The organism is Mycoavidus sp. HKI (assembly GCF_020023735.2).
Classification (GTDB): domain Bacteria; phylum Pseudomonadota; class Gammaproteobacteria; order Burkholderiales; family Burkholderiaceae; genus Mycoavidus.
Genome location: NZ_CP076444.2, coordinates 757,829 through 772,835, shown reverse-complemented (window position 1 = coordinate 772,835; position 15,007 = coordinate 757,829). Strand labels below are relative to the sequence as shown.

The following is a 15,007-nucleotide window of genomic DNA, read 5'->3' as shown; positions in this document are numbered from 1 at the left end:
GCCCGTCATTGATTAACTGCGCTTGGCTGCAACAACCAAAAGATTGCCGCGCATCTCTTTAATTTCATACCATTGGCCATCTATATCTTCGCCAGCAAGCAGTTCAACATCCCACTGCGCGCCGCGATAAAGGGCACGCGCGCGGCGTCCTTGCCAAGCATCAATCTGCAATAATGCACCTAAATCAAGGTTGTTATTCGGATTAGCATGGCGCCCCTTAGCTAAGTCAACACGTGAACGGCGCAACAGTATCAACGCACTGAGTGCAATTGCGGCGGCAACGACCAACTGTAAGCTCACGGAGAGCCCAAAAAGCGTAACCACTCCGCCGGCCACGCAGCCCAGTGCGATCATTAATAAATAAAAGGTGCCGCTTAGCAACTCGGCAATCACGAGCCCTCCGGCCAGAACCCACCAGAAGAGGCCTGTTTCTATCATAAATACTCCTGAATATTAGGTGTCAGTTGAGGCCACGAAAGTGCCTCGACTAGAACACTTTAACTCATTTTTGCAAGCGTGCGCCAAGTATCAATGATTGTGTCCGGATTGAGCGACATTGACATAATTCCGGCTTCTGTGAGCCACTGCGCAAAGTCCAAATGATCGGAGGGTCCTTGCCCGCAAATACCCACATATTTGTTTTGGCGTTTGCACTCGTCAATCACGCGGCTTAACAAGAAACGTAGCGCCAAGTCGCGCTCATCGAAATCTTGCGCTAGCAAGGGCATGCCAGAATCTCGATCAAGTCCAAGCGTGAGTTGGGTCAAGTCGTTTGAGCCAATTGAAAAACCATCAAAATACTGCAAAAATTCAGCGGCAAGAATCGCATTGGATGGGACTTCACACATCATAATCAAGCGCAGACCATGCTCGCCGCGTTTTAAACCAAATTTCTCCAATAGCGCCACCACTCGCTCGGCTTGCGCCAGCGTACGCACAAATGGCACCATGACCTCAACATTGGTCAGCCCCATCTCTTCACGCACCCGTTTGAGCGCAATGCATTCCATCTCAAACGCAGGCGCAAAATCCTCGGAAATATAGCGCGCCGCGCCACGAAACCCTAACATTGGGTTTTCTTCATCGGGCTCATAGCGCGAACCGCCGATCAACTTTTTATATTCATTTGACTTAAAGTCAGACAGCCGCACGATCACGGGCTTTGGATAAAATGCAGCGGCAATCGTGGCAATCCCTTCGGTCAATTTATCGACATAAAATGCGCGTGGCGAGGCATGGCCGCGGGCAATGCTCTCAACCGCTTTTTTGAGATCCGGGCCAACCTCTGGATAGTCAAGCACGGCTTTAGGATGCACCCCAATATTATTATTAATAATGAATTCGAGCCGCGCCAAACCCACGCCAGCATTAGGCAGCTGACAAAAATCAAAGGCCAGCTGTGGGCTGCCGACGTTCATCATGATCTTAACTGGCAAGGCAGGCAAATCACCGCGTTCAATCTCGGTCACTTCCATTTCAAGCAAGCCATCATAGATTTTGCCTTCGTCACCTTCCGCACATGAAACGGTAACAAGTGCGCCTTCTCGTAATAGGTCGGTCACTTCACCACAACCGACAACGGCAGGTACACCCAACTCGCGCGCGATGATGGCCGCATGGCAAGTGCGGCCACCCCGGTTAGTGACGATGGCAGCAGCACGCTTCATGACTGGCTCCCAATTCGGGTCCGTCATATCAGCGACCAGCACATCGCCAGGCTGCACGCGCTCAATCTCGCTCACATCACGAATCACGCGGACTGGACCCGCGCCAATTTTTTGGCCAATGGCTCGGCCCGTGGCCAGTACCGGGGCAATATTTTTAAGCTTAAAGCGCTGCTCAAGTTTGCCGCTGGCTTGACTTTTGACCGTTTCAGGCCGCGCTTGCAAGATATAAAGCTTGCCATCGCGACCATCCTTACCCCATTCAATATCCATTGGGCGGCCATAGTGCTGCTCGATGATCACGGCGTATTTGGCGAGCTGGATCACATCTTCATCGGTAATCGAATAGCAGTTGCGTTGCGCGCTTTCCACGTCAACCGTTTTGACTCGCTCCACATCATCTGGTGGAGCAAATTCCATTTTGACTAATTTTGAGCCCAGCGAACGGCGGATGATCGGGTAATGACCGCTTGCCAGCGTTGGCTTAAAAACATAAAATTCGTCAGGGTTGACCGCACCTTGTACGACGGTTTCTCCTAAGCCATAGCTCGAGGTAATAAATACCACGCCCTTAAAGCCGGATTCCGTATCTAGCGTAAACATCACGCCAGCCGCGCCCACATCTGAGCGCACCATGCGCTGCACCCCTACCGATAATGCAACCTCTGCGTGCGTAAAGCCCTTATGAACCCGGTATGAAATCGCGCGGTCATTGTAGAGCGAAGCAAAGACGTGTTTGACGCGGTCTAGGATTTGGTCAATGCCAACCACATTAAGGTAGCTTTCCTGCTGGCCGGCAAATGAGGCATCAGGCAAATCTTCAGCGGTTGCTGATGAGCGCACGGCAAACGATAGTTCAGCTGCGTCTTTTTGCAAGAGCTCAAAATGCGCTCGAATCTCAGCGACTAACCTTGGCGGCAACGGCGCGTCAATAATCCATTGGCGAATTTCGCTGCCAGCAACGGCTAACGCCTTGACATCTTCAATGTCTAAATCTTGCAACCGCTGCGCGATTCGCGCGCTCAAATGATTGAGTTGCAGAAAATCACGAAATGCCTGTGCCGTTGTCGCAAAGCCAGCCGGCACACTCACGCTAGCGCGGGTAAGCTGGCTAATCATTTCACCAAGCGATGCATTTTTACCGCCGACGATCTCAACGTCCGTCATTCGCAGTTGCTCAAACGGCACTACGTAAGCGTTGCTGTCCACTGCCCTATTCATCACAGTCCCTAAAGTGTAAAAAATCTGTATTGACGCTTAAAAACCGCTATTCTACCGTGCTCTGGGCTATCACCCAACGGGGCCTATGGCGCCGCTACTCTATATGTGCTTTATATTGACACCGATACAACACCATGCAACCTATTGCCTTTATTGTTTCTGATGGAACCGGCATTACTGCCGAAACTTTCGCTCATTCAATTCTTTCACAATTTGATCTGAAATTCCGCTTGATTCGCGTGCCTTTTGTTGATTCGCTCGACAAAGCTTATACCACGCTCAATGATATCAATCATGCCGCAGAACTAGGTGACAGCCGGCCGATTGTCTTTACAACGCTTGTCAATAGTGAGTCAAACGAGATTGTGAAGCGTTCGAATGCCCTTGTGTTGGATATGTTCCAGACCTTCATCGAGCCCCTTGAGCAAGAACTTAAGATGAAGTCCAGTCATGCCATGGGACGGGGGCATCAAGCAGCAGATACCGAGGCTTATAAGAACCGGATTGAAGCGATCAATTTTTCACTGACACATGACGATGGCCAGTCTCATCTTAACCTTAAAGAAGCCGATGTTATCTTAGTAGGGGTCTCACGCAGCGGCAAAACACCGACCACGCTCTATTTAGCAATGCAGTATGGCGTAAAGGCTGCCAATTATCCGCTAATTCCAGAAGATTTTGAGCGGGGCAAACTGCCTACACCGCTGCTCACTCATAAGTCGAAAATTTTTGGTTTGTCGATCGACCCCAGCCGGCTTGCGGAAATCCGCAATGAACGGCGCCCTGGTAGTAAATACGCTTCCCTTGAAAATTGCCGCTATGAGGTCAATGAGGCTCAAGCTCTGATGCGACGCGAAAATATTAAGTGGCTGTCCTCCACGCATAAATCAATAGAAGAGATCGCCGCCACTATTTTGCAAGAAATCAGGCTTGATAAGCCATCGTATTAAGCGCTTACCTAGGCATTCCGATTAACTCTGCAGAATCTCGATCAGAGAGCTTCATAATCTCTTTAATCTTACCGGGCTGCAAGATGCCCGCGGCTAACATATTGTTAGCCGTTTCAACAATTGTTTCTCGTTTAGCTTTTTGCCAGCCCTTCTGCCAGCCTTTATCCCAACCCTCTTCCCAGCCTTTTTTCCAACCTTCGAGTTCTAAGTGTTGAGCAAGAGTCATAATTTCCTCACTTAAGTTCATTGCGGTTTCAATCATCTATTGAGCTACTTCAGCTAGCTCTGCGAAATCTTGATCAGAAAGCTTTGTGAGCTCTTTAATCTTATCGAGCTGCATTCCCGTAGCTGACATATTGTTCACAATTTCAAGAGTTCTTTTGCGCTCACCTTCTTGATGGCCTTTTTTCCAACCTGCGAGTTCTAACTGTTGCGCAAGAGTCATAATTTCCTCACTTAAGTTCATCGCGGTTTCAATCATCTATTGAGCTACTTCAGTTAGCGCTGCGAGATCTTGATCAGAAAGCTTTGTGAGCTCTTTAATCTTATCGAGTTGCATTCCCGTAGCTAACATATTGTTCACAATTTCAAGAGTTTTTTTGCGTTCGCCTTCCTGCTCACCTTCTTGGTGGCCTTTTTTCCAACCTGCGAGTTCTAACTGTTGAGCAAGAGTCATAATTTCCTCACGATAGTTCGGCGCAGTTTCAGTCACCAACTGGATGAACTGCTGGTAATTGGTACATTTCCCCCCTTCCACAAGATATTTTAGCGCGCTATGCAGGAGTTCCCCGGGGGGCGGATCAGTGCTGAGTATTTTTAAAACAGGTTGCGCCAACTGTAGCAAATCTCTGGTTCGGATGTGCTTTTGTAGGAGTTCAAACGCAGCAATGCTTTTATGCGTTTGAATTTCTTCGTCTGGAATGACAGAAAGATCGATGAGCTTAATCGGCTTTAGGAAAATTTTCTCCGCAAGCTCCTGGTTTTCAAAACAACTCAGTAGATCTAGCGGCCCCGGATAAGGGCTGCGCCGCCCTCGATAAAAAAGCATAGGCACTACTACAGGTAATAATTCATTACCTTGCTCAAGGTGCTGCTGCATGATTGCAGTTTGATAACGCAAAAGCTTAAAAGGCATTAATTGACCTACAACGCTCTCGTGCTCAATAACAGCATAAATATATCCAGGGGCGCCAGCAATCTTCAATGAATAGACAATATCTGAAAAATGTTGTCTCAGATGGGCGTCTACAAACGAGCCATTGGCAATCTGCAGCGTGTTTAAATCGCAATATTGTTTTACAGAAGTTGGCAAATAAACTTCTAAAAAAGCTTTAGCAAGGGTTACATTGGATAAAAATTTTTTAAACAATGCATCATGAGGAATAGACAAGGAACTTTTCATCGGATCGATCTTTAATAAAAAACGGCGGTTGCCGTCATGGTTATGAACGAACCTTGATTGTTCCCGAAATGCTTATATTGAGCACCGGTTTGCCTGCAGCAATATGGGCAAAGTTTTTCACCCATAATGGGCTTAAAACATAGAAATGTTGCTCATTGGCTACAGTCGTATTGAGCTTATTATCGGCTCATGAGCGCGCACGCTAGAGAAAGACCTATTCAACAAAATAATATAGTGAAATGGCCTCTTCTATTCTCCCTGATATTTTTTTACTACGCAACAATTTGGGTGCACAATCTTTTGAAAATCGTGCAAGCAACTAAGTGTTGCGCTGGCGACATTGCTCGAATAAACAAACAGCCGCGGCAGCTGCGACATTAATGGATTCCATCCCACCAGGCTGGGGGATGGTGACCGCGTGTGCGGCGTGTTCGCGCCATGTCGCAGAGACGCCAGCACCTTCGTTGCCCCAGATCCAGGCAAAAGGTTTGGTCAAATCCTGCTGGTAGATCGAAGTGGCGTTGTGCGAATCTGTAACGAGCAATGGCACGGCAAGGTGTGGCAAGAGTTGGTCTACCTCAATTCCTTCAAAAATATGCAGTAGAAAATGCGCCCCCATCCCCGCCCTTAGTACTTTAGGAGACCAGGCACACGCCGTACCGGGTGCGCAAAATACATATTGAATGCCGGCGGCAGCGGCGCTACGCAAGATAGAGCCGGCGTTACCTGCATCTTGCACACCGTCAAGAATGATGCAATCACGGGTAATTTTCTGCGGCAATTCAGGGGCCGGGATATCAACCAAAAATATCACGTTGCCACCCTGCGCTGCTCGCGCTAACGTCGACAATTGTGCAAAGAGCGTATCTGATAACACCACCATACGCGCTGGCTCAATGCGTGACATGATTGGCTGCAGGCTTTGCTGCATTTTATGATCAGACAGCGTGCTCTCGGCAATAATACAGAAACGTGGTTGTCCTAGCGTATCGAGATAGGTACTGGCTAAATGCAGCCCTTCAGCAAGAGCTTGGCCGGCCCGGCGTTCACGAGTGAGGGTGCCGGCGAGTTGCTTGAGCCTCTTAAAAAAAGGGTTATCGCGCGCAGTAATGGTTTTCATTATGTAGGTCTACGCGCATCATAGTGAATGAATCGAACGAAGCAATCTAGAGTCGCCACCTAGTGCTTGGCGCACCGGGGCAAATGAGCGGCGATGGTGAATACAGGGACCATGCTGCTTAAGCGCAGCAAGATGTTGTGGTGTGCCATAACCTGCGTGTGCATCAAAACCATATTCGGGATGAGCGACATGTAATTCAAGCAGCATTCGATCGCGTGTCACTTTAGCGAGAATCGAGGCGGCTGAAATTTCTGGTAGCAATGCATCGCCACGCACAATGGCTAGCGCTTGCATCTTTAAGGATGGACAACGGTTACCATCAATCTTTGCCAAGCTTGGAGTAACCGGCAGTGTTTCAACCGCACGCTGCATCGCCAGCATCGTTGCGTGCAAGATATTTAAGCGATCAATTTCATCCACTGAGGCCGACGCAATACTAAAAGCGAGCGCACGTTCACAGATCAGATCAAAGAGTAGCGCGCGCTTTTTGGCACTCAACGTCTTTGAATCAGCGAGGCCCTCAATCGGTCGTGTTGCATCAAGCATCACCGCCGCCGCGACCACTGGGCCAGCTAACGGGCCTCGGCCCGCTTCGTCAACGCCGCAGGTTAGCCTGCTTGGATCGTCTAATAGCACGTTATAAGGGGTAGAAAAGGATGGATCCATGAAGTCAGTCACGCGAAATTTTAGGCGTGTCGCTTGGCACTCATTAATGCTATTGAAGACTTGAGCTGCGACATCCGAATAGATTGATATAAACTACTTTAAAGGTGAAACGAACTTCGATGCCTGGCGCTGTGAAGTTTCAATTAACTCGGCAATCGCATCCGCTGCAACAGCGGCTGAATCACACTTTAAGGTGTGGTGCATTTGCGTAAAAATTTGATTGAGCTTATCGCGATTTGCATGATCATTCAATTGATCCATCATCGCGCGCGCGAGTGCATCAGGCGTGGCAAGATGCTGCAGCAATTCGGGTACCACAAATCGGCCAGCGAGAATATTAGGCAGCCCAACATAAGGTAAATAACCTTGCCTTTTCATAATTTGGGCCGTCAGCCAAGGGACTTGATACGAAATCACCATCGGCTTTTTATATAGGGCGGCTTCTAAGGTTGCGGTGCCGCTGGCAATCAGCACGGCATCAGCAGCTTCTAGTGCACTATGCGAGTCGCCCTCAAGCACCGTCAGAGAAAGCTGTGGATACTTGGCAATCAACGGCTGCAACTGCGCCCTAATTGCTGCCGACGCCGCTGGCAAGATAAACCGTAGCCCAGGTTCAGAGGCTTGCATCAGCGCCATCGCAGCTAAAAAAGTGGGCGCAATCAAGGCGATTTCCGAGCGCCGGCTACCCGGCAAGACAGCGATGATCGGACCCTGTACGGGTAACTCCAGACGACACCGGGCAGCCACTGGATTAGGTACCAGCGGGATCACATCCGCTAATGGGTGGCCAACATAGCGTGCGGCAACTCCGGCGCGCGCGTAAATTTCCGGCTCAAAGGGAAATAGGCACAACATGAGATCTGTGGCCCGTTGGATTTTTTTAATGCGGGCGCCGCGCCACGCCCAAATCGATGGGCTAATGAAATGAACGGTGGGAATGCCAGCGCGACGCAGTTGTGCTTCAAGGCCGAGATTAAAATCAGGCGCATCGATACCCACAAAGACGGTTGGGGGCGCAGCTAACAGTTGGCGCTTTAACGCGCTACGGATACGTAAGATTTCGGGAATATTGCGCAAGGCTTCAACATAGCCACGCACGGCTAATTTTTCACTCGGCCAGCGCGCATTAAAGCCGAGCGCAGTCATCTTTGGCCCGCCAATGCCGAAGTACATGCTCGCCGCCGGTAAACGGATTGTAAGCTGCTGGATAAGGGCTGCGGCGAGTAAATCCCCGGACGCTTCGCCCGCCACCATTGCCAAACTGGCCGGCGCAGTATCACCAGTTGGATGTGTACTTAGCACCTTTGCTGCCTAGCGGATAATGCCGCGCTGCGTGTCGGCGATAAAGCTAAGCAGTTCCTGCACATGCGCGTTGCCATCGTCCGCTTGAGCCGCCAACTCAGCCAGTTGGATTTTGGCTTGCTCAAGCGAAAGGCCTGCTTTATACAGCGTCCGATAAGCAGCGCGCAGCGTCGTAATCGCAGCCGATGTAAAGCCTCGCCGGCGCAAGCCTTCAAGATTGATACCATGCGGCTTAGCCTTGTCGCCCGCGGCCATGATAAACGGCGGGATATCCTGGATTAAAACGGTAGCGCCGCCTAACATTGAGTGTGCGCCAATGCGCACGAATTGGTGCACCCCCGCCATACCGCCCAGGATAGCCCAATCGCCAACCTGCACATGCCCAGCGATTTGCGCATTGCTAGCGAAAATAGTATGGCTACCTACGATACAGTCATGTGCGATATGCACATAAGCCATGATCCAGTTGTCATCACCGATGCGAGTCAGGCCCGTATCTTGTACCGTACCGGTATGAATCGTGGCGAATTCACGAATGGTATTGCGGTCACCAATCTCTAGCTGGGTTGGCTCACCTCTGTATTTCATATCTTGGGGGGCACCGCCCAGCGCGGCATAATGGCCAATCCGGTTATCTTTGCCCAGCGTAGTATGGCCTTCAAGCACGCTATGGGAACCGATCTTTGTGCCTGCGCCAATTTTTACGTGCGCGCCAATCACCGCATAGGGGCCAATCTCGACTGTCTCATCGAGCTCGGCGCCCGGCTCAATCACTGCACTGCTATGAATTTTTGTCATGCTCTGAGTTGTTGTCTTATTAAACGTTTGATGTTTGCGCATCACTCTGACGCGCCGGTCTAACCGTACACATCAAATTCGCTTCAGCCGCCACAACGCCATCTACCTCAGCAAATGCGCTAAATTTCCAAATCCCACGCAAATAGCGCTCAAAACTCACATTCAAAATCAGCTGATCGCCCGGTTCAACCGGCCGTTTAAAGCGCGCGTTATCAATTCCCACAAAATAGTAAAGCGACTTAGCGGGGTCATACTCTTCTTCAGCAAAGGTTAAAAGCCCTGCGGTCTGCGCTAATGCCTCAAGTATTAATACCCCAGGCATGACCGGACAAGCCGGAAAATGACCCGTGAAATAAGGCTCATTAATGGATACATTTTTCAGCGCTTTAATCCGCTTATGCGGTTCAAGCTCCAGTACTCGATCAACCAGCAAAATCGGATAGCGATGCGGCAGTAAAGTAAGGATCCGATGGATATCGAGTTTAATGTCTTGTGTACTCATCGATTTTCTACGTAGAATGATTTGCTTCAGTCACAATGATGACTGCTTATTTTGACTAGCTAATATAACAGCTTCAAGCTGCTTGAGGCGCGCATTCATTTTATCGAGATTGCGCATCAAAGCAGCATTGCGGTTCCAGTGAGTATTTTCAATGGCAGGAAATGAGCTAGTATAAACGCCAGGTTTAGATAAAGATTTTGAAACACCGGATTTGGCGGTAACGATCACTCGATCAGCTAACGTCAAATGGCCGGCGATACCCACGGCGCCTCCTATCATACAATGACGGCCAATCACCGTACTGCCTGCAATGCCCGCACAAGCAGCAATCACCGTGTAAGCGCCAATTCGGCAATTATGGGCAATTTGAACCAGATTATCAATTTTTACGCCGTCCTCAATTAGGGTGTCAGTCATTGTGCCACGGTCAATCGTGGTATTGGCACCAATCTCAACATCTTCGCCAATCATGACAGCGCCGGTTTGTGGAATTTTGACCCACTCTCCAGCATCGCCGTTAAAATCGGGAGCAAAACCAAAACCATCCGCGCCAATGACAGCGCCGGCATGCACCAACACGCGCGGGCCTAAGGTACAGCCATGATAAACGGTAACCTGTGCAAATAAATGTACATCGTCGCCGATCGTAACACCTCGCCCAATATACGCATGAGCATCAAGACGCGCGCGCTCACCAATCACCGCATTGGCCTCAATCACAACCTGCGGTCCGATCGATGCTGTAGCCGCCACTCGCGCGCTAGGGTCAATCACTGCGCTGGCATGGATGCCGGGCAACACCTGCGGTATGCTCGCGGCCGCAAAGCATTGCGCAACACGCGCAAAATAGGCATAAGGATTAGGTGTGACAAGAAACGAGCAGGCGCTACGGTTTTTAACTTTCAATAAGTCAGCGCAGGTGATCAATACGGCTCCTGCCCGCGTCGCTTCAAGCTGAGCGAGATATTTGGGGTTAGCCAAAAAGCTCAACTGCTGCGGCTGTGCACGATCAAGTGGCGCTAAACCGTGAATAGAGCAAGCGCCATCGCCCACAACTTCGCCACCAAACCGTTGCGCGAGTTGCTCGAGGGTAAATCCTTTATGCTTGTCGCAAGCCAATTGCATGTTCAACTCAGAAGCTGCCATTGGGTTTAGCCAGCGCTTTTAACACCTCATCGGTAATATCAATGCGCGGATTCACGTAGACGGCTTCTTGCACAATCAAGTCGTAATTTTTTGCCTCTGCGATCTGCTTAATCGCTTTATTCGCACGTTCAAGCACAGCCGCCAACTCTTCATTACGGCGTTGATTGAGATCTTCACTAAATTCACGTTGCTTACGCTGAAAGTCGGCATCCAGTTGCGTCAGCTCCGCTTGCGCTTTCTTACGCTCAAGATCGGACATAGTGGCTGCATTCTTATCAAGCTTATTAGATTTCGTTTTTAAATCCTTGGCGATGGCCTGTAGTTCCTGATCGCGCTTTAAAAATTCTTGCTTGAGCTTGTCTTGTGCCGCCTTAGCCAGTGTCGATTCACGCAGAATGCGATCTGAATTGACAGCGGCAATATGCACTTCATGGGTAGACGCATTCGCTGGGCTAGCGCATACATTCGCCGAGCTAGCGAACAAGGCGCATGCAAACCAGCACATATAACGCTGTTTGGATAGATTATTTAACACGATACGCCTCTATATTGGGTGTCTGCATATTTTGATAGATGAATCTTCAGAAGGCTGTGCCAAGCTGAAATTGAAATTTTTGGTAAGTATCGCCTAGCTTTTTGGTCAGCGGGAAACCCAAACTAAATTTTAACGGACCGACTGGCGAAATCCATGCGATCCCCAGCCCATAGCCATAACGCAAGCTGCCCAGAGCGATCTTCTGATCCGGACCCCACACATTACCTCCGTCAATGAAAGTAAATAAACGTAGCGTACGATCGTAACCCGTTTTGGGCAACGGAAAAGTCAGTTCAATATTGCCAATCAAAAGCTTAGAACCCCCGATTGCATCAGCGCTCTCTGCATCTTTAGGACCCAACGAACTAGGTTCATAGCTGCGTACTGATCCAATTCCGCCCGCGTAGTAGTTTTTAAAAATCGGATACGGTTTGCCAGCAAGCCCCCGCCCATAACCGAACTGCCCATTCAAACCAAGCACAAAGCCACGCGCAAACGAATAATAATATTGTTGCTGTAAATCGATTTTGTAATATTGGGTGTCACCGGCAGGCGTACCTAGCTCGCCATTTGCCTGCGTGTAATAACCACGACTTGGCACCAAGGCGCTATCACGACTATCACGGGACCAGCCAATGGTCAGCGGCACATTATTCACCACCCGGCCAAATTGATCAATGTAGTTCCGGTAAGCTTTCGGCGCTGTTTCATCCGCTTTCATCCGGTCCTGCTCAAAACCGGCGCCTAGATAAACTGTATCAAACTCAGAAAACGGGATACCAAATTTCAAATTGCCGCCCATACTGACGATTGTGAAATTACTTGAATTTGAGCCCGGCATAAAGCTTGAGCCACCATATAAAAGCGGCTGATAGGTCCGATAATAGGCTTCAGTAATCCGTTTGATACCATCGATCGTAAAATAAGGATCGACCTGCGTGACAGAAAGTGTGCGATACGTTTTGGCCGTATTTATATTGACCGCAAGGCTAGTGCCAGAACCAAATACATTGTCTTGCGACACCCCTGCTGACAGCACCACCTTATCTGTCGATGAAAATCCTGCGCCCACGGTCACGGCACCAGTCGGCTTTTCCGCTACTTTCACGTCAACATCAACTTGGTCGTTGGTTCCTTCGACCGGCGCCATGGCGACATTAACATCCGTAAAATAGCCCAGGCGGTTAATCCGGTCTTGCGACAGCTTTAGCCGTTGTCCGTCGAACCAAGCGCTCTCAAATTGGCGCATTTCACGGCGAATCACTTCATCGCGCGTACGATTATTACCGATCACATTCACGCGCCGCACATATACACGCCGGCCCAGCGTGACTTGCAAGCTAATCGCTGCCGTATGCCGCTGCTGGTCAAGCGCCTGCTGCGGGGCAACCGTCGCGAAAGCATAGCCGTATTCACCCAGTTTGTCAGTGATCGCTTTGCTCGCAGCTTGTAGCTTAGCTGCTGAAAAACGCTCGCCGGAGCGGATTTTGACCAACTTAAGTAACTCTTCTTTTTTATCGAGCAACTCCCCGCTCAGTTCAAAATTAGCGATGGTGTACGGCTCACCTTCATGCAAGCTAAACGTCAGATAGATGTCTTTTTTGTCAGGTGAAATTGAGACTTGCGTCGATTCAAAATTAAATTCCAGATAACCCCGATCAAGATAGTAGGAACGGACATTATCAAGATCATTGGCCAGTTTTTCACGCGCATACAAATCATTTTTGCTGTACCAGGAGAACCAGTTAGGCGTTGAGAGTTGCATTTCGTCTTGCAAGGTGCTGGTCTTAAACGCCTTATTGCCAATGAAATTGACTTGCCGGATACGCGCAACTGGACCCTCTGTGACGGAGAATAAAATATTGACTCGGTTGCGCTCAAACGGAGTGACTGTAGTAGTGACTTCAGCCGCGTAGTAACCACGCGTTAGATAACGGCGCTTAAGTTCTTGCTCAGCTTTGTCAATCAAATTTTTATCGTAATAGCGACCCGGCGACAAAGCAATTGCGCCACGCAGCAATTTGTATAGATTTTCTTTATCAAACTCACGCAGTCCGACAAAATCAATCGACGAGACAAGCGGCCGTTCTTGCACCTGAACCACCACCACGTTACCTTGTGATAACACGCGCACATCACTAAAAAACCCAGTTGCGTAAAGCGCGCGAATCGCTTGCGAACCTTTATCATCGGTAAATGATTGGCCTGACTTAAGAGGCAAATACGCAAACACCGTACCCGCGTCAAGCTGGCGCAGACCTTCAATGCGAATGTCTTTTACCACGAAGGGTGCGACCGCGTGCGTCAGCGTAGCATACGCTGAGAAAAGAGCGACAATACCCATCCTAAATGCAAAACGAAATGGCAACAACTTCTATCCTTAATAAAGAATTTAGCTAATAATCATAACAGAGACATGCTGCTTCTTCCTTACAGCGATGATCTCATAAGCATCTGTCCATTAACACAACCTCACCCAGCATCACTCTGCTCACGGCCCAGATTATTTATAACGGAGCACTTAGGCGCCATCCAATTTATACAGCTAGCGCCGAAATTTCTTCAAAGGCCAGCCGGCGCGCCTGTGCATCTGCTGCGAGCACGTCATCTAGCGTATGGACTGCGCTCGGCTCAATACGTTCAAGCACATTCGCGACAATAGCGGCAATCGAGGTAAAACATGTAGCACCCTGCAAAAAGGCCTCAACCGCCACTTCATTGGCAGCGTTCAGTACAGCGCTCGCTACGCCGCCCTGCCGTAAAGCTTCGATGGCAAGCGTTAAACAGGGGAAACGCTCAAGCTCAGGTCGCTCAAAACTCAAGGTGGCAATTAAAGCTAAATCTAACGGTGCGACCCCAGCTGCAATACGATCTGGAAAGGCCAGTGCATGGGCAATTGGGGTCCGCATATCTGGATTGCCAAGTTGTGCCAGCACAGAGCCATCGACATAACTGACCATCGAGTGAATCACGCTTTGTGGATGAATCAGCACTTCAATCTGGTTAATCGGCACATCGAATAACCAGTGTGCCTCAATCACCTCAAGCCCCTTGTTCATCATCGTGGCGGAATCGACCGAGATTTTTCGGCCCATCCGCCAGTTTGGATGAGCACACGCTTCATCAGGGGTAACATGCGCCAGTGAAGCAAGCTCGCGCGTACGAAATGGACCGCCCGACGCAGTCAGAATAATTTTCTCGACGCCAGCACGGGCAGATAAGCATTGATAGATCGCATTGTGCTCACTGTCCACAGGAAAGAGCTGTGCATTATGCTGGCAAACTGCCTCCATAAACAATCGGCCCGACATTACCAACGCTTCTTTATTGGCTAATAAGATACGCTTGCTAGCACAGGCTGCAGCGAGCGTTGGCGCAAGCCCTGCCGCGCCTACAATCGCCGCCACCACCGTGTCGCACTCCGCGGCATTCGCCAAGGCAATCAGCGCCGCCTCGCCATACGCCACTTCGGTACGGCTGCCAGCAGCCTTTAACCGAGTTTGCAGCTGAGCGGCTAATGTCGCATCTCTTACAACCGCAAACCTAGGGGTAAAGCGTAAGCACTGCTTAAGCAATTTATCGATATTGCGGTGCGCGCTCAGCCCAAACACAGAAAAACGCTCTGGGTGGCGCGCAACAATATCAAGCGTACTATCGCCGATTGAGCCGGTTGAACCAAGTATAGTTAGACGTTGTTGCAT

The 15,007-nt window shown here is 49.7% G+C and carries 14 protein-coding genes and 1 pseudogene; 1 reads left to right on the top strand and 14 read right to left on the bottom strand.

What is annotated here, in order from left to right; translation table 11 throughout:
- Positions 1 to 12: 12 nt before the first annotated feature.
- Positions 13 to 438 carry an NfeD family protein gene (locus KMZ15_RS03215; RefSeq protein ID WP_223694132.1) on the bottom strand — a complete coding sequence of 142 codons (426 nt, stop codon included), beginning with the start codon at positions 436 to 438 and terminating at the stop codon, positions 13 to 15.
- 59 nt (positions 439 to 497) lie between these two features.
- Complete coding sequence (gene ppsA, locus KMZ15_RS03210; protein ID WP_223694130.1) at positions 498 to 2,885, bottom strand: phosphoenolpyruvate synthase; 2,388 nt, start codon at positions 2,883 to 2,885, stop codon at positions 498 to 500.
- A 134-nt stretch (positions 2,886 to 3,019) separates the two neighbouring features.
- Between ppsA and KMZ15_RS03205 the strand changes: the two genes are divergently transcribed.
- On the top strand, positions 3,020 to 3,835 hold the full coding sequence (locus KMZ15_RS03205) for a pyruvate, water dikinase regulatory protein (RefSeq protein WP_223694128.1): 816 nt from the start codon (positions 3,020 to 3,022) through the stop codon (positions 3,833 to 3,835).
- A gap of 4 nt (positions 3,836 to 3,839) precedes the next feature.
- Here KMZ15_RS03205 and KMZ15_RS03200 read toward each other — a convergent pair whose 3' ends face one another.
- The 12 genes and pseudogenes from KMZ15_RS03200 to KMZ15_RS03145 form a co-directional block, all read right to left on the bottom strand.
- Positions 3,840 to 4,097 (bottom strand): hypothetical protein, encoded by a 258-nt coding sequence (locus KMZ15_RS03200; protein ID WP_223694125.1) that lies wholly within the window; start codon positions 4,095 to 4,097, stop codon positions 3,840 to 3,842.
- Complete coding sequence (locus KMZ15_RS03195) at positions 4,098 to 4,316, bottom strand: hypothetical protein (protein ID WP_223694123.1); 219 nt, start codon at positions 4,314 to 4,316, stop codon at positions 4,098 to 4,100.
- A complete protein-coding gene (locus KMZ15_RS03190) occupies positions 4,317 to 5,237 on the bottom strand; it encodes an Rpn family recombination-promoting nuclease/putative transposase (RefSeq protein WP_223694121.1) in 921 nt (306 codons plus the stop codon).
- A 319-nt stretch (positions 5,238 to 5,556) separates the two neighbouring features.
- Positions 5,557 to 6,357, bottom strand: coding sequence for an RNA methyltransferase (locus KMZ15_RS03185; protein WP_223694119.1), 801 nt, complete (start codon positions 6,355 to 6,357; stop codon positions 5,557 to 5,559).
- Between the two features lie 18 nt (positions 6,358 to 6,375).
- Positions 6,376 to 7,023, bottom strand: coding sequence for a ribonuclease HII (rnhB, locus tag KMZ15_RS03180; protein ID WP_308710518.1), 648 nt, complete (start codon positions 7,021 to 7,023; stop codon positions 6,376 to 6,378).
- Between the two features lie 93 nt (positions 7,024 to 7,116).
- Positions 7,117 to 8,277 (bottom strand): lipid-A-disaccharide synthase, encoded by a 1,161-nt coding sequence (gene lpxB / locus KMZ15_RS03175; protein WP_258134773.1) that lies wholly within the window; start codon positions 8,275 to 8,277, stop codon positions 7,117 to 7,119.
- A gap of 57 nt (positions 8,278 to 8,334) precedes the next feature.
- Positions 8,335 to 9,123 carry an acyl-ACP--UDP-N-acetylglucosamine O-acyltransferase gene (gene lpxA, locus KMZ15_RS03170; RefSeq protein WP_223694114.1) on the bottom strand — a complete coding sequence of 263 codons (789 nt, stop codon included), beginning with the start codon at positions 9,121 to 9,123 and terminating at the stop codon, positions 8,335 to 8,337.
- Positions 9,124 to 9,142: 19 nt separating this feature from the next.
- Entirely contained in the window at positions 9,143 to 9,625 is a 483-nt protein-coding gene (fabZ, locus tag KMZ15_RS03165; RefSeq protein ID WP_223694111.1) for a 3-hydroxyacyl-ACP dehydratase FabZ, read from the bottom strand.
- 30 nt (positions 9,626 to 9,655) lie between these two features.
- The gene (gene lpxD, locus KMZ15_RS03160) at positions 9,656 to 10,771 is read right to left on the bottom strand and encodes a UDP-3-O-(3-hydroxymyristoyl)glucosamine N-acyltransferase (RefSeq protein WP_223694108.1); all 1,116 of its coding nucleotides are present in this window, start codon (positions 10,769 to 10,771) and stop codon (positions 9,656 to 9,658) included.
- Complete coding sequence (locus tag KMZ15_RS03155; RefSeq protein ID WP_223694668.1) at positions 10,758 to 11,276, bottom strand: OmpH family outer membrane protein; 519 nt, start codon at positions 11,274 to 11,276, stop codon at positions 10,758 to 10,760. The genes lpxD and KMZ15_RS03155 overlap by 14 nt, the downstream gene beginning before the upstream one ends.
- 76 nt (positions 11,277 to 11,352) lie before the next feature.
- Positions 11,353 to 13,608 (bottom strand): annotated as a pseudogene (bamA, locus tag KMZ15_RS03150) (outer membrane protein assembly factor BamA); the annotation flags it as partial.
- Positions 13,609 to 13,843: 235 nt separating this feature from the next.
- Positions 13,844 to 15,007: a 1-deoxy-D-xylulose-5-phosphate reductoisomerase gene (locus KMZ15_RS03145; RefSeq protein ID WP_223694103.1), complete on the bottom strand. Its 1,164-nt coding sequence runs from the start codon at positions 15,005 to 15,007 to the stop codon at positions 13,844 to 13,846.